We start from the raw sequence: 20,425 nt of genomic DNA, 5'->3' as shown, positions 1-20,425 counted from the left end.
AGTTTCTTTATCATTTTTGAAAATAGGTAACGATTTTCTTCGCCCTGCTAGCGCCCACTACATTTGCCAAATCTTCAAAACTGGCTTTTTCAATTCGTTTGGTACTCTTGAATTTCTTCAATAGTTCCACAATGGTTTTTTCACCTATACCAGGGATACTCTCCAGTCCAGATTCCAAGGCTTCCTTGCTTCGTTTGTCACGATGGAAGGTAATACCAAAACGGTGTGCCTCATTGCGTAATTGTTGTATGATCTTTAAAGTTTCAGATTTTTTGTCCAAATACAATGGGACGGGATCGTCCGGATAGAACAATTCCTCCAATCGTTTTGCAATACCTATAATAGCGATTTTTCCTCTTAGCTCCAGTTTATCCAATGCTTTTAACGAGCTGGACAACTGGCCCTTCCCCCCATCTATGATGATGAGTTGCGGCAAGGGTTGCTCTTCTTCCTTCAATCTTTTATAACGGCGGTACACCACTTCTTCCATCGAAGCGAAATCGTCCGGGCCTTCCACCGTCTTGATATTGAACTTACGATAGTCCTTCTTGCTCGGTTTTCCGTTCTTGAATACTACACAGGCTGCCACGGGATTGGTCCCTTGTATGTTACTATTGTCAAAACACTCAATATGGCGAGGTTCTTGGCTTAATCGCAAATCCTTTTTCATTTGTGCCATGATACGTTTTTCATGACGGTCCGGATCCACGATCTTGGCTTGTTTGAAACGCTCCATGCGGTAGTATTTTGCGTTTCTGGTAGACATATCCAGAATTTTCTTCTTATCCCCTAGTTTCGGGATATGGATTTTCACTCCTTCTTCGGTTTCAATTTTAAAAGGCACATACAGCTCCTTGCACTGCGAGTTGAAACGCTGCCGAAGTTCTACCACCGCCAGTTCCAACAACTCCTTATCGGTTTCTTCCAGTTTCTTTTTTATTTCCAGCGTGTGCGAACGAATGATACTCCCAAACGAAATTTGAAGGTAATTTACATACGCATAACTTTCGTCTGAAATTATACTGAAAACATCTACATTGTTTATCTTGGGATTCACCACGGTGCTCTTGGCCTGGTAGTTTTGTAGCACATCAATTTTCTCCTTTACCCGTTGTGCATCCTCGAATTGAAGATCTTCCGCAAATTGTTTCATTTGGGTTTTAAAATCGCCCAAAGAGTCTTTAAAATTTCCTTTGATGATGTTTCGTATGGCCTCGATATTTTCGTTATAGCTTTTTTCGGAATGCAGTCCCTCGCAAGGCCCGGCACAATTTTCCAGATGGTATTCTAGGCATACTTTGTATTTCCCGTTTTGTATTTTTTCTTCGGCCAGATCGTAATTGCACGTGCGTAAGGGATACAGTCCTTTGATTAAATCCAATAGCGTATGTACCGTTTTCATACTGGTATAGGGGCCAAAATATTCGGAGCCATCCTTTATAAAACGCCTCGTGGGGAACACCCTGGGGAAGCGTTCGTTCTTGATACATATCCACGGGTAGCTCTTATCGTCCTTGAGCATTACGTTGTACTTGGGCTGGTACTTTTTTATGAGGTTGTTCTCCAAGAGCAGTGCATCGGTCTCGGTTGCTACAACAATGTGCTTTATGTCCTTGATCCGTTTAACGAGCAAGCGGGTACGGGCATTGTCGTGCTGTTTGGTGAAGTAGGAATTTACCCGTTTTTTCAGGTTTTTTGCCTTGCCCACATACAGCAGCTTCCCGTTTTTATCGTAGTATTGATATACACCGGGCGCATTGGGGAGTGTAGAAATTTGTAAGGGTACCGAAGCTTTTTCTGCCATACCCGTAAAGATAGTGGCAATTTCCTTTTTTGCTGAAATTTTAGAGGGTCAAATTTTTGTTAAGGTTTTTCAATTCTGTTTCGGTTTCGATTTTTAATTTGGTCTTGGGTTCTGTAATTTCAAACTATGGTATGAAAGTCTTGTCCTGAACTTGTCGAAAGGCTCAGCATGATAAACAAGTAGACCACTTTTGTAACCATTAGGTGTCACCCTGAGCTTGTCGAAGAGCAACGTTTTACTAATTTCTTACTCCTTTACAATCCTTTTCACTACAGACCCATCCATAGTAGTAACTTTCACAAAATAAAGTCCCGAAACTAAGGTAGACACATCCACTTTGCTATTGTTTTCTGAAACTGAAATGTTTTTAACCTCTTGCCCTAGAGTATTCACAAAGGTTACATTTTCAATTTTTGAAATGGTTGAGATGTTTAAAACGTCTTTAGCAGGGTTTGGAAAAATTGAAACATCCATTGCTGAAACTTCTTCAACATGTAACACATCTACAAACCTTGTAACCGTGGTGTTAGTAACGATGGGCGCATTAAAATCGAAATAGATATCGGCACTGTTCGCTACTTCGTCGTTTAAGGCAACGGTAGTAACTGGCTTTATCTTAAAGGTCACATACCCATTACTGCCTTCAGGGTCCACGGTTTCAGGAGGTAGGTTAATATCGTCGAAAATAAAATCTACTTGTCCATCCACAATTGTGGTTTCCATATTGTGACTTGCATCCAGAACCCTAAAAGTTGAAACATCCAACAGCTCATCCAGTACATCTACAACACGAACATTGATAGCATCTGCCGTTCCTAAATTTTGAAACCTTATGATATAGTGCAAATACTTATCTGCATCTTCAAAAAGCACTTGCGTGCCCTGTAAACAGGTTTTGTCATTAGGGTCATAAGAATTTACGATGATTTGTGGAAGATAAAACTCGTTGTCCTCTGGTGTAGCATCACTGGCAGTGGGTAAAATTGTTACCGTATAGGGTAGTAATTGACCGCTCTGGTTGGTAGGAGGTTGCTCCAATAAAAAAGTTGCCATTATACTTCCTTGTGTTAATGGCTCGATAGTTCCCACATTAAAAGTAAGGGTACTATTGGTTTGGTTGTCTGGCGCTGGGGTTGAGGTTACAAAATCTACCTGCACATCGCTAAAGGTAACGGTTACTTCACCTGTGAGGGAAGTGGTTCCTACATTTTCATAAACAACTTCATAGTCTGCCTCAAAACCGGGTCTTGCTTCTGTTAATGGGATGATACTTACCGTAAGGTCGTCTGCGGTGGTGTTGGGTTGTACGCAAAAATCTGCAGTGTCTGTTTGGTTAAAGCCAGCAAAAGTACTAGTTGCCGTAGTTGGTGTTGTATCGTAATAAGGCGGTAAGCCTAATACCTGTGTGGTGTACGTTCCCTCACTTACTTTTACGCTGTATTCCCCGTCTATATTTGTAGTATTGGCAAAGTTGCTGGCACCGTTATTCGCATTAATAAGGTAATTGTTAAGTGGTTGCGCTCCTGCGCCACAATTGTTACCGTTTACGTCGTAGGTTAGCGTTCCCTCTATAAAATTTAAATCGCCACCGGCAAGGGCGCAATCGTCTACGTATGTAGTAAAAGGCGGCACATTATAATTTTGGGCGATGGCAAGTGGAATGTCGTCTACGCAGATAAAATCTAAGTTAGGATTGTTAATTGCAAAAAAGATTAAGTCTGGTAGCGAAATGTTTTTAATGTTAATGGAGCGTAGTTCTAGAGAATTTGTAGTATCTAGTAAACCTAAATTATTTGAATTGGAAAAATCTAAGTTTTCAAATTGGTTCCCAAATAAAATTGCAGATTGTAAATTTACATTGGATGAAAAATCAATTTCAGTTAATGAAGTATAAACCGCTTCTAATCCTGATAAAAATGATAATGGAGTAATATCTATAGTATCCAACTCTAAAAAATTTATTTTTAAAAGTTCAATAAGAGGTGTATTTGATAAATCAATTTCTTCAATCATTGTAGAAGAAATATCTAAAGATTTTAATTGATTATGAATAGATAAATCTAGTTCATCAATATTAGTTTCATAAATTAAAATTTGTTCTAACAAAGGATTATTACTTAAGTCAATTTCAGATACATTACTTCTGTTAAACCACAACTCTTTCAATTGAGGTAAGTTAGAAATATCTACAGAAGTAATATTTTGATCAGAAATAGAGAGAAAGTTTAAATTGATATTCTGTGAAACATCAATTGTTGAAAGATTATTTCCTGTAAGTGATAAAAAGTTTAGATTAATTAAATTGCTAGTATCTATAGTGCTAATTTCTCCTCGAACAAATCTTAAAGATTGAAGGTTAATAAAATTTGTAAAATCGATATTTTCAATTAATGTATCACTAACATCGAAGTCTATTAAGGTCTGAGTATTAGGTAAAATTAACGTATTTAAAACGGGTATAGTTGAATTTAATAATCTATAGCGGAAGTTTTCTAAATTAATAAGACTCGAAATATCTAAAACAGACAAAGATGAAGATTGAATTAAAACGTTTTCTAAATTTGAAATATTTGAAAAATTAATTAACTCCAATTGCTCTTCTGATAAACTCAATACTTCAAGTTCATTTAATCCAGTAAAATCAATTTCTGTAAATAAGTTTCCCGATGAATTAAAACTAGTAATATTTACAAAAGCTTCCAAACCAGTCAAATCACTTACACCTACATTAGTAATATTTATTTGACTATTTACAGCCTCCGCCTCGCTCACTTGTATCTCCCCGTCGCCGTTGGTATCAATAACGGGGTTTGTATAATTTACCAGATGCGCTTTAAAATTAGCATCAGGAATGTTTACGATTTGTGAATAGGTGGTTACGCTTATAAAAAGGGACAGACAAACTAGTAGTATTTTGCACATAAGTAGTAGGGTTTCAGTAAAATTTGCCTAAAGAAAAAAAAAAAACGAAATAGGGGCAAGAAAATGGGGGCTTTTTTTGAGTTTTTGATTCTAGGTTTTAAATTCTATCATCTTTCAGACCTGCCAGGTCAGGAGTTGGGTTTTGATTAAATTTTAAAAAACACCCCCCTACCCCTCCCGAAGCGAGCTCGGGACCGGCTCTCAATGGGGAATTAAGTTCTATTATGGGTTTGTTGTTGTTTTTGGTATCGTCTTCAACTGGTGGCTGAGTGTTCTGAATGTGCGAGAGCAACATTCAAAATGTATCGAAGCCCGATTTCAAATTCTATCCGTATCTTTCAACCATGAACATTGCTATCCTTTCGCGGGGCGAAAACCTATACTCTACGAAAAGTCTGCTCAAGGCAGGGGAGGCACGAAACCATACGATGGAAGTGCTCAACCCCTTATATTTCAACCTTACTGTAGAGGCTGGCAAGCCCGTCCTATACTATCACGACGAGGTAGTGGACGATCTTCATGCCGTGATCCCTCGCATAGGGGCGAGCAACACATTGCAAGGGTCATCGCTCGTGCGCCATTTTGAGGGAGCGGGTGTTACTTGTGCAGTTTCTGCCGAGGGTATCCTGAATTCCCGGGACAAATGGACCTGCTTCCAAATCTTGGCAAAAGCGGATATCCCTATCCCCAATACCGTGCTGGGCGATTATTACGACGCTTCTTTTTTGCTGGAAAATTTTAAGGAAAAACCCGTTATTATAAAAATACTGGAAGGCACGCACGGCAATGGGGTAATCCTTTCCGAGAGTCCACAGAACGCCTTGGCAACCATAGAGACGCTACAGACCAGCAAAGTACGCTTTATCCTACAGGAATACATAGCCGAATCTAAAGGAGAGGACCTACGTGCCATTGTGGTAGATGGCGTAGTGGTGGCCGCCATGAAACGCAGCTGCAAGGCGGGCGATTTTAGGTCCAATCTACATCGTGGCGGGAGTGCACAGCCCATTCAGCTTTCCTACGAGGAAGAACGTGTTGCGCTAAAGGCTGCAAAGGCATTACGGTTGGGGGTGTGCGGGGTGGATATATTACAGTCGGACAGAGGGCCTTTGGTACTTGAAATAAACAGCACCCCAGGGCTGGAGGGTATAGAGAACACCACTGGCAAGAATATTTCCAAAAGCATCATTGGGTATCTGGAACGCACTAAGCGTTAAATCTTGCTTAAAACAGTGCCAATATTCCTCTGTTCTTCGTGGTTTTAGTACCTTTCAACAATCATAAAAATTAGATTTTTTGAAACGAAAGATAGGACGGATAGACAAAGCAGATTTTCCATTATTACATTTACACGATATTGAGGTAAAGATAGATACGGGAGCATACACATCCAGCATCCATTGTAAGAACGTGACTATTGAAGACAATTACCTAAAATGCGTTTTTTTAGATCCCGAGCACCCATCGTACCATGAAAAAGAATTCAAGTTTGACAAATATGATGTACGTGTGGTAAAAAGCAGCAACGGAAAATCCCAAGCACGCTATAGAATACTTACTGAAATTGAACTATTTGGGAAACGATATCCCATATTCTTAACCTTGAGCGATAGAGAAGAGATGAAATATCCCGTATTGTTGGGACGAAAATTTTTGACCAAGCGCTTCGTGGTAGATATTACCAAAACAAACCTGTCCCACAAACTAAAACTGAAACATGAACATTAAGATACTCTCTGCAGCACCCAATCTCTATTCTACCCAACGAATTGTACAGGCTGCTGAAAAACGAAAGCACACGGTCGAAATAATAAACCATACCAAGTGCGATATAGTAATTGAAAAGAAAAATCCCTGTGTATATTACAAAGGCAAAAAAATTGAGGACGTAGATGCCGTTATCCCTAGGATAGGTGCTTCGGTTACCTTTTACGGTACTGCGGTTGTGCGCCAGTTCGAGATGATGCGCTGTTTCACAACTACCGAGTCTATGGCATTGGTACGCTCCCGTGACAAATTGAGGAGCCTTCAAATACTTTCCAGGGCTGGTTTGGGATTGCCCAAAACCATTTTTACCAACTACTCCAAAAACGTCGCAGGTATTGTGGACCAAGTAGGTGGTGCACCTGTAATCATAAAACTTTTAGAGGGTACACAAGGAATAGGTGTAATCCTTGCTGAAACAAAAAAAGCTGCAGAAAGTGTTATTGAAGCTTTTAATAACCTACAGGCCCGAGTGATTGTACAAGAGTTTATAAAAGAGGCAGGCGGAGCAGATATTCGTGCAATTGTTATAGATGGTCGCGTGGTAGGTGCCATGAAACGGCAAGGAAAGGAAGGCGAATTTAGGAGCAACCTGCACCGCGGTGGAAGTGCCGAAATTATTGACCTTACCGACGAAGAAGAAACTGCCGCCATAAAAGCGGCCAAAGCCATGGGACTGGGTATTGCAGGGGTAGATATGTTGCAATCTTCCCGCGGCCCTTTGATCTTGGAAGTAAACTCTTCCCCAGGTCTGGAAGGCATTGAAAAAGCCACTGGAAAAGATATTGCACGTGAAATAATTAAGTATATTGAACGAAGCATCTAGGCCATGAGCGAACAAGATACTTCACATTTTATCATCTTGGGGAAAAATGTAGCCCCGGGCGAGACCAAGACCATCAATTTTAGTTTTGCCAAACTATACACCTCTACCAAAGTGGAGATTCCCGTTATTGTCTCCAGGGCACAAGAACCCGGACCTACCGTACTGCTAACGGGAGGCATACACGGAGATGAGATAAATGGCGTGGAAGTAGTACGGCAAATTATTGCCAAGGGGATAAACAAACCAAAAAAAGGAACTATAATCTGCATCCCTATCCTGAATATTTTTGGCTTTTTGAATGCAGATCGCAGCTTTCCCGATGGTCGCGACCTAAACCGTGTGTTCCCAGGCACCAAAACGGGATCCTTGGCCAGTAGGGTGGCATACCATTTTACGAAAGAGATCGTTCCGTTGGCAGATTATTGTCTGGATTTCCATACGGGAGGCGCACAACGCTTTAATGCACCACAAATACGTGTAGTACCGGACAATGAAAATCTTCTGAAATTAGCTGAAATTTTTAACGCCCCATTTACGGTATACTCATCAAACCTCTCAAAATCGTACAGGGCTACCTGCGCCAAGATGGGCATTCCCAGTTTGCTGTTTGAGGGTGGTAAAAGTTTGGAGAGTGACAAGCACATTGTAAAACACGGTGTAGAAGGAACCGTGAGGATATTGGCACACTTAGAAATGTTAGGTAGTAAATTCAATGTTGCTGAAATTGGTGAAAAAAGTGTGCTTATTGAAAAGAGCAGGTGGGTACGTGCCCAAAGAAGCGGACTGCTACACGTTAAGATACCCTGTGGCAAATATGTGGAAAAAGATGAGTTTTTGGCTACCATAACCGACCCCTACGGAGCCATGCGTTTTAAGGTAAAAGCTCCCAACGCAGGGTACATTATTAATGTGAACCACGCACCTATTGTACACCAGGGAGATGCTATTTTTCATATTTCTACTGAAGATGCTATAGTTTCAGAAGATGAAGAAAACGAAGATTGATACCACTAGTTGAAAGCCATGGACAAAAAAGAACTTCGGAAAAAATACAAACGGCTACGCAACACCCTTTCTCCTGAAGCTGTTGAAGAATGGAGCATTGCCATTGCCAACCAAGCACTAAAGTTGCCCATTTGGGAAAAGACGTACTATCACGTTTTTTTATCAATTTCAGAAAAAAAAGAAGTCAATACCGAGTTTCTATTACATATACTCCAGGGCAAGGACAAAAGCATTGGTATCCCCAAAGCAGATTTCAAGTCTTTTGAAATGGAGCATATCTTACTACAGGAAAACACCCCCATTAAGGTTTCAGCATACGACATCCCCGAACCTGTTAGAGGCATCGCAATTCCACCTCAACAATTCGAGGTAGTTTTTGTGCCCCTCTTGGCTTTTGACATTAATGGGAACAGGGTTGGCTACGGAAAAGGTTTTTACGATAGGTTTTTGGCCCAATGCAAGCCTGAATGTCTCAAAATAGGAGTCTCATTCTTTGAAGCCGAAGAAAAAATACTCAATGAAAACATAGATTTTCCGCTAAATTACTGTGTTACACCGCATAAAATTTATGCATTCTAAAAATTCCATTGTATATTGTTAACCAAATCTTAAAAAACCAACCAATATGGAAAATCAAAACATGCCTGCGGGCAGCCCACCAGACAACAACTTGGTATGGGCCATTATTTGTATCATTTTTTGCTGGCCTTTGGGCATAGTTTCAATCATTAAGTCTACCAAGGTAAAATCGTTATGGCTACAAGGTGACCACGCTGGCGCCCAAAAAAGTGCCGACGATGCAAAAAAATGGGCTATTTGGGGAATTGCAATCTCAGCTATTTTCTGGGTATTATATATCATCCTAATTTTTGCAGGAGTTGCTGCGGGAGGATTCTAAAACCTTTAAGGATACTATTAAACCCCCAAGCATCGTGTTTGGGGGTATTTTTATTAAAACCTATATTTGCTGTATGAACCCAACCCAACAACCCCCACCAGACAATAATATGGTATGGGCAATTTTAAGCACTGTACTGTGTTGCTTGCCTCTAGGCATAGTAGCTATAATAAAGGCCTCCAAAGTGGAGCAGTTATGGTATCAAGGCTTTCACGCCGAGGCCCATAAAGCTGCGGACGATGCCAAAAAATGGTCTATATACAGTGCGGTTTCTATCGGTGTGTTGGTTGTGCTCTATATATTGGTTGCCTTAATCATTTTTGGAATTCAGGGTGCGGCCAATTTCTAAACGTATCACCATTGTTATAGCAAGCAGCTTTGTGTTTTTTTTATTGCTGCTGGTGTATTTTTCTTTTAATCCAACGCAATATTCTTTTTTTTTGAGTTGCCCCTTTAAATCTCTTACAGGGTATCACTGTGCGGGATGTGGCTCGCAAAGAGCTATACACCATTTGCTTCATCTCAACTTATATACAGCGTTTAGGCTCAACCCTTTTATGGTGTTGTCGTTACCATTAGTTATGTACGGTTTGGGCACCAAAATCTATAATTACATCTTTCAACAATCGCATAGGGTCCAACTTTTCTATAAACCTTGGTTTATCTATGGTTACTTTGCCGTTGCCTTAATTTACTGGGTGTTGCGCAATATTCCGGTTGCTCCATTTCATTATCTGGCTCCTTATGGGGAATAATATTTTATAGGAAAATACTCACAAATAAAATATTTTATATATATTAGCCCCTCCAAAATCAACTAATTAAGTGAATTTTTTAGCTCAAAAGAGAAAGAAAATTTTACAGCAGGATATTTCCCCTACTACAAGTAAAGCAAGAACTTTCGACAATTTTTACTACAAGGAAATAGCCCTTTTAACAGGTGCCGGTGGTTACGGCGTGGACTCAATAAACAAGACCAGTTATATAGACCCAGAGGGAAAGAAAATACTGAACATTACTGGCGACTTTAACCCTACGAACATGCTGCTGGAATTCTATGCAGAAGAAGAAAAAGAGCGGGTTATGGCTACGTTTACTAAATGTTCGCAAGGCACTCCCTTCACAACAATCGTGAAAATGAAAAAGACAACTGGAGAACTATTTTGGGCCAGGGTCATGGGAAAACCAAAGTACGACAACAAAGGTAACATAGTAGGGATACACGGTGTTTTTCAGGATATAACAAAGGAAAAAGAGCGCGAGACACAGCTACAAGAGTCCATGAGGACCATTGCATCACAAAATTCTCGACTTTTTGAATATGCCAACCTTATCTCCCACAACCTTAAATCGCACGCTAGTAACCTGAATATGTCCCTAGAACTTTTGGGAGATACGAAAGACACTTCCGAAGCAAAAGAACTTTTTTCCCTATTGAAAGGGATCTCTAACGAGCTATGCGAGACCATTAACGATCTTTGTGAAACAGTTAGCGTTACCGAAACTGCCAAAATTTCAAAGACCGAAATAAGTTTTGAAGATGCAATTATAGCTTCCAAGCAACGTCTTGCATCTAAAATATCGGAGCAGCCAATCCAACTCTATACAGATTTCTCTGAAGCACCTTCCATTCAATACATCCCTTCCTTTTTGGAGTACATATTCGATACGCTACTACTACAGGCAATGGAAAGAAAACATCCTGAAAGGAGCCTGAACATTCAAATCTTTAGTCTTGAAAGTGAAAGAGGCTCCTCTCTATTGTTTAAGGATAACGGGATTGGACACTCCAGAGAAGAAGATCTGCAAAAGGTTTTCGACATTACCAAGACCAATACTGCCTATACCACATGTAAAAACATAGAGCTCTTTCAGCTTAAAAACAAGATTGAGGCTTTAGGGGGCAGTGTACAGTTGGATAGTAGCCCAGAGCGTGGATCTACCTTTACAATTGTATTTTAGGACACTGTATCGTCTAGTTTCTTTTTCTTGGGAAAAGCCTTTTTGTTAAAGATTACCAACAACACCAAGCCTATGCTTATCGCAGAATCTGCAATGTTGAATACTGGATCGAAAAAAGTAAAGTAACTCCCACCCCAGATAGGTATCCACTCTGGTAAGACGCCCTCCCATAACGGGAAGTATAGCATATCTACCACTTTACCGTGAAACAAGGTACCGTAACCCCCTTCAGGAGGCATAAAGGTAGCAACCTGTGTGGCGCTATCACTGAAAATAAGGCCGTAGAATACAGAGTCTATAATATTTCCCATAGCACCCGCAAAAATAAGAGCTATGGATACTATGAGCACCCGCGAAGCATTTTTACGTACCGAATCCCACAACCAGTACCCAATACCTACAATGGCAACAAGCCTAAACAGTGTTAGGATCAATTTTCCGTATTCACCTGGAATTTGAGCTCCCCAAGCCATTCCCTTGTTCTCCACAAAATGGATCTTGAACCACGAGAACACATCAAAACCATCCCCAAGAATAAAAGTGGTCTTAATGTATATTTTTGAAACTTGGTCTATAAGTAAGACCAGTATGATGATTGCAATGGCTTTTTTTAGGGACATTCGCTACAAATTGAAGTTGCAAAAATAAAGAATATTATTGGGTTTGTTGTAGTGTAATATCACCGTGCACACTTTTTGCGGTAATACGATATTTCCCTCCCGTTTTCACACTATTTATAACTGTACCATAGGTTGAAGCTGCCTTTACTGTGACCTGTGGTTGTTGGGTTTTTATGGTTATACGGCCTCTGTTGGTCTTTAGGGAGGCACCTCCCAAAAAGTTTTTGAGCAAGCAGTCTTCATCCTCAATATCTACGTACAAAAACCTAAATTTTCCTTGTGCTACCACGGCGGTTGTATTTGAAGTGAGCGAAACGAACATATTTTCTGGAATTGTGATAACCACTTCCACACTCACAACTTTATGTGCCGAAAGTTTATCGTTATACATTTTGGCAAATGGCCAAGACCCAAAACCCAATTGCAATCTATCGCCCTTGAGCTGTTCCTTTATACCAATTTCTTCTGAAGTTTCGCCTTCCAATCGTACCCGTACCGAGATAGCCTTCACCTTGGCAGCCCGTACTTTCAGTAAATGAACCCCATTGCCGTCTATAAGGATGTTTTCAATGCCTGAAGCGGAGTAACTTCTGGAAAGTGTTTTTTGGGCATTTACAATGGTGATACAAAAAAGCAAAAAAAATACTTGGACATATATTTTGTATGATTTTCTTGAGGATTTCAAGGGCTTAAGTTGTTTTATTGATATATTTCAATAATAATTAAATTGTACATTAGTTTATTACATAAACCTCTAAAATTGTGAACAAAACCGTACACACTATTTATATTTGGACCATGGCACTCATCGTAGTTGCCGTTGCAGTGTATCTTGGCTATACTGGCTACTCCTACTACAGTACCCCCCTAGAAGAGCGTTTTTACCATCCAAGGCACAGCTGGTTCAAACCCAGTGGCCTATTCGGGCAAGGTTTGGGTGTAATAGGGACCTTCCTTATATTTTTTGGGGTGTTCATCTATATTTTGCACAAACGCTACACGATTTTGGGAAAGTGGGTTCGATTAAAGTATTTACTGGAATTCCATATTTTTTTATGCAGTCTAGGTCCTGTACTCATCCTGTACCATACAGCTTTCAAGTTTGGGGGTATCGTTTCCGTAGCCTTTTGGAGTATGGTTGCAGTGGTTGCCAGTGGTGTTATTGGCAGGTTTTTATACCTACAGATCCCACGGACTATCGAAGGACGGGAACTGAGCCTACAGGAAGTAAAAAATTCGCAGACCGATATACAAACGGTGCTTTCAGAAAAATATAATCTAGATGAAAAGAGTGCCATTCTTTTCTTGAATTTTATTGATAAGAACAAAGGAGAAGCCGTCACCAAAAGCGATTTGAAAACCACCCTCGAAGAACATAGCGTTCCTAAAACCGAACAGCGCAACATCTTCAGCATAGTGAAAAAGGAGCGTTCCCTTTCAAAAAAAATAGAGCGTTTGGAACAAATGAAAAAACTCTTTAGGTACTGGCATGTAGCGCACATGCCTTTTGCTATCATCATGTTGGTCATTGTAGTGGTGCACGTAGTAGTGGCATTCACCTTTGGATACCGTTGGATATTTTAAGTTATGGATTCAGTCTTTTTAGAACAGTTAGTTACGTATGGGACGGTGTTCCTTTTCTGTGCTGTTATATTCTTTATATATCTACGGAAGAAAAACAAAACCACCAAACAAACCCTCAAAAAGGTGGCTATTGCCAAAGAAGAAGGCTTGTACGAGCCGGTTTCCTTACATCCCTATATAGACCCCAACGCCTGCATTGGTAGTGGTGCATGTATTAAGGCCTGTCCCGAAAAAGATATATTGGGGATGGTAAACGGCCAAGCGCAGGCTGTTAATGCTTCCAACTGCGTTGGACACGGAGCTTGTTTTCACGCCTGTCCTGTGGAAGCGATAACCCTTAGAATAGGTACAGAAGAGCGCGGTGTCGAGCTCCCGCACGTTAATCAAAATTTTGAAACCAACATCCCAGGTATCTATATTGCAGGAGAACTTGGAGGAATGGGACTTATAAAAAATAGTGTGGAGCAAGGACAACAAGCCGTGGATAGTATTGTAAAAAGCAATAAATCCAACCCCCAAAACGTGCTGGATGTCGCTGTAATTGGAGCAGGACCTGCTGGTATCTCGGCTACACTAGCGGCAAAAAAGCACGAGCTTTCCAGCATTACACTGGAGCAGGACTCCTTGGGAGGCGCTGTATTTACCTTTCCACGTTCCAAAGTAGTAATGACCTCCCCCATGCACCTTCCCCTGCATGGTAAGGTGAAACTTCACGACACTTCCAAAAAGGAGTTATTGGATCTATGGAACAAGGTAATTTCCGAAAACAACATTTCAATTCAAGAAAACACAAAAGTGGAAAACATTACGCCACTCAAAGACAATACATTTAAAGTGGTGACCGCGAGTGGAGAAGAACATTTAGCCAATAATGTAATAATTGCCATAGGGAGGCGTGGTAGCCCACGTAAATTAGGAATTCCTGGTGAAGATACTGAGAAGGTAGCCTACAGGTTGTTGGAGCCCGAACTCATTTCAGGTAAAAACATAGTTGTAGTGGGTGGGGGTGATTCTGCCATGGAAGCCGCCATGCTACTTATGGAGGAAAACAACGTGCACCTGCTGTGCAGAAGTGACTCTTTTACTAGGTCGAAGCCCAAGAACAGGGAGAAGATAAAAACTGCCATTGATGAAAAAAAACTGGACGTTGTCTTTAATTCCAATCTTACAGAAATAACGGAAGAAAATTGTATTTTTAATGTGGAAACCGAAGGAGATAAAAAAGTACCTAATGATTTGGTATATATATTTGCTGGAGGGTTACTGCCTACCGCTTTTTTGGAAAGAGCCGGAGTTGAGGTGACCAAACGATTTGGCTATACCGTAAAAAAACACAAATAGGTTTGCGAGTAAGTGTAACATATATTGTACTGTGCTTCCTTCTGGGAAGTCACTCTCTTTTTGCCCAAATCTCACCTGGAGACCTTACCAAGGCACACAGTGAGCTGGAAGGCATGGGCAATTGTACCTTGTGCCACGAGCTTGGGGCTAAGGTGTCTGACTCCAAATGCTTGGATTGCCATAACGAAATACAATCCCTCCTCAATCAAGATAGGGGTTTGCATGCCAATAGTCGCGTAAAGGCGCAAAACTGTTTTGAGTGCCATAGCGAACACCACGGGCGCAATTTTGATATGATTCGGTTCGATACCAATAATTTCAACCATAATCGAACTGGGTACACCCTAGAGGGTGCCCACGCAAAAGTAGATTGTAGAGATTGCCACAACCCAACAAATATTCCGGACCCTAAACTACGTAGCGACAGCGATACGTGGTTGGGACTAAACCAAAAATGCCTCTCCTGCCACGAAGATTTTCACCAAGGCACCTTACCTACAGATTGCCTACAGTGCCATAGTATGGAGGGCTTCACACCGGTTACCAAGTTTAACCATGAAACAGCCGACTATAAATTGCGGGGACAACACCTAGTGGTAGATTGCAAGGAATGCCACCAAACTACCACAAAAAATGGTAATGAATTTCAGCAGTTTACGGGCTTGGCATTTAACGATTGTAAAGCTTGCCATCAGGACGTTCACAACGGCAGTTTGCCTGGGCAGTGTAAACAATGCCACGTAGAAAATGGGTTTGATATCTTTATGGGTAAGGGCAACTTTAACCATACGGTAACCAATTTTGACCTCAATGGGAGCCATAAAGCTATAGATTGTTTTACCTGCCATACCAATACAAATAATGCAGCTACTGTTTTTCAGGATAGAAAAAATGTGGAAGAAAACAATTGTGTTGCTTGCCACACCGATCCTCACGATAACAAGTTTGGACAGGATTGCGCAAAATGTCACAATGAAGAAAGTTTTCTAGCGCTTAACGACATGGGCTTCTTTGACCATTCTGTGACCGACTATCCATTGGAAGGAAAACACCAAGGCGTAGACTGTAGGGCATGTCACGAAGAAAGCTTTTCAACCCCCATAGATTTTTCTGAATGTAAGAATTGTCATGCAGATTACCACGAAGGCGATTTCACCGAAAATGGCGTTACCCCCGACTGTAGAGAATGTCACAGCTTGGAAAAAGGGTTTGAGTTTACCCTCTTCACCATTGAAGATCACAACACATCTGATTTCCCCCTCGAGGGTGCCCATGTTGCTACTCCATGTTTTGCCTGCCATGTGAGCGAAGACGACCCTAAATGGGAGTTTGCCAATCTAGGTACAAATTGTATAGATTGCCATAACAACATCCATGAAGGATTTATTGCTTCAACATACTACCCTGAGAACGATTGTACCGCCTGCCACGTGAGTGATGCTTGGACTTCAGTTACATTTAACCATTCACAAACTGAATGGCCACTTACAGGAGCCCACAATAATGTATCCTGCCGTGCTTGTCACTTTGAAAATGTAGAAAACAGCACCCAATTCTCACAAAATTTCAGTAATTTAGACACTAACTGCGCTTCTTGTCATGATAATGTCCACGGAGATGAATTTGCCATAAACGGGGTTACACAATGTACCCGTTGTCACGTCACAACAAGTTGGTTGCCAGAAAAATTTGATCACAGTAATACACGTTTCCCGCTACAAGGCAAGCACGCCTCTCTGGATTGTAGGGCCTGCCATGAAGTGCGTACTGAAACTGGTGAAACAACCGTTATATATAAATTAGAAAAACTAGATTGCAAAGACTGTCATTTATAGCGTTATTTCTATGCTTTACAAGCTTTTTGTGGGGACAGTCTCCACATGGCTCAAATTTGAAGATAGATTGTGCCTCTTGCCATAACCCGGGGGGCTGGGAGATTGATTTTGAAACTTTAAAATTTGACCATAGCACTACCAATTTTGAATTGGAAGGTACACACGAACTTGTTGACTGTAAATCCTGCCATACAGATTTGGTGTTCGACCAAGCTCCTACCGATTGTTTTTCCTGCCATACCGATGTACACGCCCAAAGCGTTGGAAATGATTGTGTACGCTGCCATACCACAGACAATTGGTTGGTTTTTGAAATTCCAGAAATCCACGAACAAAACGGTTTTCCCCTTATTGGTGCACACAGCAATTTAAGTTGTGTAGAATGCCACACCCTTGAAAGTAGCTTAATATTCAATAGATTAGGAAACGAATGTATTGAATGTCACCGTGACGATTATTTTGCCACACAGAGCCCTAATCACGCAATCGCTGGCTTTTCAACAGATTGTATTGAATGTCACGATCCACTTGGATTTGGTTGGGACGGTGCAGGCATACTGCACGATTTTTTCCCTTTGACCAAAGGACATGATATCCAAGATTGTAGCGCTTGTCATGACGTAAGCAACTTTGGCAATATATCATCAGATTGTTTTGCCTGCCATATGGAGGACTATGCCATGGCTCAAAACCCCAACCACCAAAGCGGAAATTTCCCTACGGACTGTGCACAGTGCCACACCACAGACATAGGCTGGATGCCAGCAACCATAAACCACGATTTTTTCCCCCTAACACTTGGCCACGATATTCAAGATTGTAACGCTTGCCACCAAAACGGAAACTTCAACAATACCCCAACGGACTGTTTTGCATGCCATATGGACGATTATGCCGGAACAACCAACCCGAACCACCAAGCAGCTGGCTTCCCAACAGATTGTGCTTCTTGTCACTCTACCAACCCAGGGTGGATGCCTGCGGTCTTGAACCACGATTTTTTCCCTCTTACACTTGGCCATGACATTCAGGATTGTAATGCATGTCACGAGAACGGGAATTTTAACAACACCCCAACCGATTGCTTTGCGTGCCATATGGACGATTATGCCGGAACAACCAACCCGAACCATCAAGCGGCAGGTTTTCCTACAGATTGTGCTTCCTGCCATACGACCAATCCAGGCTGGATGCCCGCCACTTTTGATCATGACAATATGTATTTCCCCATTTACAGCGGGAAACATGATGATGTATGGACTTCTTGTACAGATTGTCACATGGTAACCAATAATTTTTCCATATTCGATTGCTTGAATTGCCACCCAGCAGGTGAAATGGCAGATGAACATGAAGATGTAAATGGATACGTGTACGAGAGTAATGCCTGCTTCCAGTGCCATCCAACTGGAGAAGAATAAATATGTAATGAAAAAACTTGTTAGCTGCATACTTATTTTTGGTGTTGCATTAGGCGTATTTGCCCAAGATGCAGGCAAAACGTTACAGGGTGCAGTTACGTTTGTTACCTCAAACAATGTGTATGTACGGTTTGATGGTACTGAAAATTTGAACGTTGGCGACGTCCTTACATTTAATGGAACAAATTGTTTAAAAATCACCAGCCTTTCCTCAACATCAGCAGTTTGTACTAGCATTAACAATTGTGAGGTAAGCAAAGATGATACGGTTACAGCAACCGTTTCAACTACAGAAACAACAACCGACGACGTTCCTATTGAAACGACAGACACAACTGAGGAAGCCCCAAAGACGACTGTTGATGTAGCGCCAGAATATTCAGAAAAAGAATCGCTGTACAAAGAGAATATCCGTGGGCGTGTTTCGGTGGCCAGTTATAATCTCTCTTCAAATGTTAGAGAAAGCAGGAATAGGTTACAAGGAAGATTTTCGTTAACGGCAAACCACATTGGCGATTCAAAATTTTCAGTAGAGAGTTATATCGCCTATCGCAGCATTCTCTCCCCACCCGAAAATTACGCATCCCGTACAAGTATTTTCAACATTTATAATCTTAATCTTCGCTACGATGCCTTACCGGACCTTTCAATTACTGCCGGAAGAAAAATAAACCCTAAGGCAAGCTCGTTGGGAGCAAACGACGGGGTAATGGTTGAAAAATACTTCGGAAAGTTTTATGTAGGAGCCATTGGAGGTTTTAGACCCGACATTTTCGACTACGGATTCAATACCGATCTGCTACAATATGGAGGATATTTCGGCATTGAAACCGATAGCAAAGATTTTTACAGCCAGACCACACTAGGGGCCATGGAGCAGACCAATGCCGGGGCGACCGATAGACGATATATCTATTTTCAGCATAATAGCACCATAGCTTCAAACCTCAATCTTTTCAGCTCTATGGAGTTGGATATTTTTGGGGGAGAGGAAGGTGGTTCCCGATTAACAAATCTCTATCTTTCTGCACGGTACCGCTTCAGCAGAGCCGTAAATGCGATGATTTCGTACGATAGCCGAAAGCAGATTATTTATTACCAAACATTCCAAACAGAACTCGAACGATTTTTGGATGACGACCTTGCACGTCAAGGAATTCGGCTACGTTTAAATGTGCGTCCTGCAAAAATTGTATGGTTGGGAGCAAGTTACAGTAATCGTTCACAGAGCGATAGCCAAAACGAATCCAATAACGTATACGGGTATGCTACGCTTTCTAAAATCCCCGGGGTTGGAGGTAGATTTAACGTTTCTTATAACAGTAACACCTCACGATATCTTTCCAGCAATATTGCCTCGGTACGCTATTCTAGGGATGTTGTAAAAGGGAAGTTACAAGCAGATGCGTATTTTAGAAATGCAAAATATGAGTATGAAAACCGTGATGAAACCTTTACTCAAAATTATTTTGGAGGTGGCCTTAACTGGAGTATATCCCGTTCTTGGCAGTTTTCAATAAACGGAGAACTTTCCACCCTAGATTCCAACGATGAAAAAAACTACCGCTTTTACACGCGGCTCACAAAAAGATTTTATAGCAAAAAGAAAAAAAGATGAATATAAAGCTGAACATTTTATGGGCTAGTCTAGTACTGGCCACTATGGCATCCTGCAACAATGGTCCCAAGGTTATTACTGCCTCTTCCAATGAAACACCTGTAAATACCAGTGGGATTTTTACTGAAGAACCCTCTACCGAAACTCCTAATTTAATTCCCGATTCCAACACAGGTGGTTCCTTTACCGATAATTTGCATAGCGTTGTCGCACAAAAAACACTGGACACCAAAAAGTATGTTTACATAAATGTTACCGAGGGAGGCAAGTCTTTCTGGATCGCTACTGCAAAGCAGCCCATAGACGTTGGCAAGACCTATTATTACCGAGACCCGTTATTGAAAACCAATTTTGAAAGCAGGGAACATAACCGTGTGTTCGATACTATCTATTTGGTATCCAACCTTGTTTCGCACAACCACGGTGCAGGAAATATAAAAGCAGACTTTACCGAAAACAACACAAGCTCCCCCCCGGCTGAAACATCCCAAAAACAAACTATTGAGACACATACCAAAAAGGTGATTGAGCACAAAGGCTCTATAAAGATTGCCGAATTGGTCGCCAACCCAAAGCAATACGAGGGTAAAACAGTCCAGCTATCCGGAAAAGTAGTAAAAGTGAACCCAAACATTATGAACCGTAATTGGTTGCACTTACAGGATGGCACCAAAAACGACTTTGATCTTGTAGCAACATCCAACACATTTATTCCCGAAGGCCAAACCGTTACCGTACGAGGTAAAGTAAGTTTGAACAGGGATTTTGGCGCAGGCTACAAATACAATCTTATAGTAGAGGATGCTGTTTTAGTTGAATAGATCC

Annotated in this window: 19 protein-coding genes; 15 read left to right on the top strand and 4 right to left on the bottom strand. The window is 41.2% G+C overall.

Annotated features, from left to right (window positions below; translation table 11 throughout):
- Nucleotides 1-10 precede the first annotated feature (10 nt).
- Nucleotides 11-1,804, bottom strand: coding sequence for an excinuclease ABC subunit UvrC (uvrC, locus tag C8D94_RS02875; protein ID WP_115122384.1), 1,794 nt, complete (start codon nucleotides 1,802-1,804; stop codon nucleotides 11-13).
- A gap of 246 nt (nucleotides 1,805-2,050) precedes the next feature.
- Nucleotides 2,051-4,726: a T9SS type A sorting domain-containing protein gene (locus tag C8D94_RS02870; protein ID WP_115122383.1), complete on the bottom strand. Its 2,676-nt coding sequence runs from the start codon at nucleotides 4,724-4,726 to the stop codon at nucleotides 2,051-2,053.
- Between the two features lie 344 nt (nucleotides 4,727-5,070).
- Here C8D94_RS02870 and C8D94_RS02860 point away from each other — a divergent pair, with 344 nt between their 5' ends.
- The 9 genes from C8D94_RS02860 to C8D94_RS02820 all read left to right on the top strand — a co-directional run bounded on the left by C8D94_RS02860 (nucleotide 5,071) and on the right by C8D94_RS02820 (nucleotide 11,181).
- On the top strand, nucleotides 5,071-5,943 hold the full coding sequence (locus tag C8D94_RS02860; protein WP_115122381.1) for an ATP-grasp domain-containing protein: 873 nt from the start codon (nucleotides 5,071-5,073) through the stop codon (nucleotides 5,941-5,943).
- A gap of 79 nt (nucleotides 5,944-6,022) precedes the next feature.
- A complete protein-coding gene (locus C8D94_RS02855) occupies nucleotides 6,023-6,454 on the top strand; it encodes an ATP-dependent zinc protease family protein (RefSeq protein WP_115122380.1) in 432 nt (143 codons plus the stop codon).
- A complete protein-coding gene (gene rimK / locus C8D94_RS02850; RefSeq protein ID WP_115122379.1) occupies nucleotides 6,444-7,316 on the top strand; it encodes a 30S ribosomal protein S6--L-glutamate ligase in 873 nt (290 codons plus the stop codon). Before C8D94_RS02855 ends, rimK begins: the two co-directional genes overlap by 11 nt.
- A 3-nt stretch (nucleotides 7,317-7,319) precedes the next feature.
- Nucleotides 7,320-8,321: a succinylglutamate desuccinylase/aspartoacylase family protein gene (locus C8D94_RS02845; protein WP_115122378.1), complete on the top strand. Its 1,002-nt coding sequence runs from the start codon at nucleotides 7,320-7,322 to the stop codon at nucleotides 8,319-8,321.
- A gap of 18 nt (nucleotides 8,322-8,339) precedes the next feature.
- Entirely contained in the window at nucleotides 8,340-8,900 is a 561-nt protein-coding gene (locus C8D94_RS02840; protein ID WP_115123008.1) for a 5-formyltetrahydrofolate cyclo-ligase, read from the top strand.
- Nucleotides 8,901-8,946: 46 nt separating this feature from the next.
- Nucleotides 8,947-9,219: a CD225/dispanin family protein gene (locus C8D94_RS02835; protein WP_115122377.1), complete on the top strand. Its 273-nt coding sequence runs from the start codon at nucleotides 8,947-8,949 to the stop codon at nucleotides 9,217-9,219.
- A 73-nt stretch (nucleotides 9,220-9,292) separates the two neighbouring features.
- Nucleotides 9,293-9,568 (top strand): CD225/dispanin family protein, encoded by a 276-nt coding sequence (locus C8D94_RS02830; protein ID WP_115123007.1) that lies wholly within the window; start codon nucleotides 9,293-9,295, stop codon nucleotides 9,566-9,568.
- Nucleotides 9,552-9,974: a DUF2752 domain-containing protein gene (locus C8D94_RS15555; protein WP_394340206.1), complete on the top strand. Its 423-nt coding sequence runs from the start codon at nucleotides 9,552-9,554 to the stop codon at nucleotides 9,972-9,974. Before C8D94_RS02830 ends, C8D94_RS15555 begins: the two co-directional genes overlap by 17 nt.
- Nucleotides 9,975-10,044: 70 nt before the next feature.
- Nucleotides 10,045-11,181 (top strand): sensor histidine kinase, encoded by a 1,137-nt coding sequence (locus tag C8D94_RS02820; RefSeq protein WP_115122375.1) that lies wholly within the window; start codon nucleotides 10,045-10,047, stop codon nucleotides 11,179-11,181.
- On the opposite strand, the gene C8D94_RS02815 is transcribed toward C8D94_RS02820, so the two are convergent.
- A complete protein-coding gene (locus tag C8D94_RS02815; protein ID WP_115122374.1) occupies nucleotides 11,178-11,801 on the bottom strand; it encodes a lipoprotein signal peptidase in 624 nt (207 codons plus the stop codon). The genes C8D94_RS02820 and C8D94_RS02815 overlap by 4 nt on opposite strands.
- Nucleotides 11,802-11,835: 34 nt before the next feature.
- Nucleotides 11,836-12,438, bottom strand: a complete 603-nt coding sequence (locus C8D94_RS02810; protein WP_115122373.1) for a DUF4097 family beta strand repeat-containing protein — start codon at nucleotides 12,436-12,438, stop codon at nucleotides 11,836-11,838.
- A gap of 125 nt (nucleotides 12,439-12,563) precedes the next feature.
- Here C8D94_RS02810 and C8D94_RS02805 point away from each other — a divergent pair, with 125 nt between their 5' ends.
- From C8D94_RS02805 to C8D94_RS02775, 6 genes are read left to right on the top strand one after another with little or no spacing between them, the layout of a single operon-like run.
- Nucleotides 12,564-13,385: a hypothetical protein gene (locus tag C8D94_RS02805; protein ID WP_170134708.1), complete on the top strand. Its 822-nt coding sequence runs from the start codon at nucleotides 12,564-12,566 to the stop codon at nucleotides 13,383-13,385.
- Nucleotides 13,386-13,388: 3 nt separating this feature from the next.
- Nucleotides 13,389-14,726, top strand: coding sequence for an NAD(P)-binding domain-containing protein (locus tag C8D94_RS02800; RefSeq protein WP_115122372.1), 1,338 nt, complete (start codon nucleotides 13,389-13,391; stop codon nucleotides 14,724-14,726).
- A 2-nt stretch (nucleotides 14,727-14,728) separates the two neighbouring features.
- Nucleotides 14,729-16,561, top strand: a complete 1,833-nt coding sequence (locus tag C8D94_RS02790) for a cytochrome c family protein (RefSeq protein WP_147278486.1) — start codon at nucleotides 14,729-14,731, stop codon at nucleotides 16,559-16,561.
- A 56-nt stretch (nucleotides 16,562-16,617) separates the two neighbouring features.
- Entirely contained in the window at nucleotides 16,618-17,982 is a 1,365-nt protein-coding gene (locus C8D94_RS02785) for a hypothetical protein (protein ID WP_115122369.1), read from the top strand.
- Nucleotides 17,983-17,989: 7 nt separating this feature from the next.
- Complete coding sequence (locus tag C8D94_RS02780) at nucleotides 17,990-19,600, top strand: hypothetical protein (RefSeq protein ID WP_147278485.1); 1,611 nt, start codon at nucleotides 17,990-17,992, stop codon at nucleotides 19,598-19,600.
- Nucleotides 19,597-20,421, top strand: a complete 825-nt coding sequence (locus C8D94_RS02775; protein WP_115122367.1) for a hypothetical protein — start codon at nucleotides 19,597-19,599, stop codon at nucleotides 20,419-20,421. The genes C8D94_RS02780 and C8D94_RS02775 overlap by 4 nt, the downstream gene beginning before the upstream one ends.
- The last annotated feature ends 4 nt before the right edge of the window (nucleotides 20,422-20,425 follow it).

The sequence above is a fragment of the Marinirhabdus gelatinilytica genome, assembly GCF_003353425.1.
Taxonomy (GTDB): Bacteria; Bacteroidota; Bacteroidia; order Flavobacteriales; family Flavobacteriaceae; genus Marinirhabdus; species Marinirhabdus gelatinilytica.
This window is presented reverse-complemented; position numbering and strand designations above follow the sequence as displayed.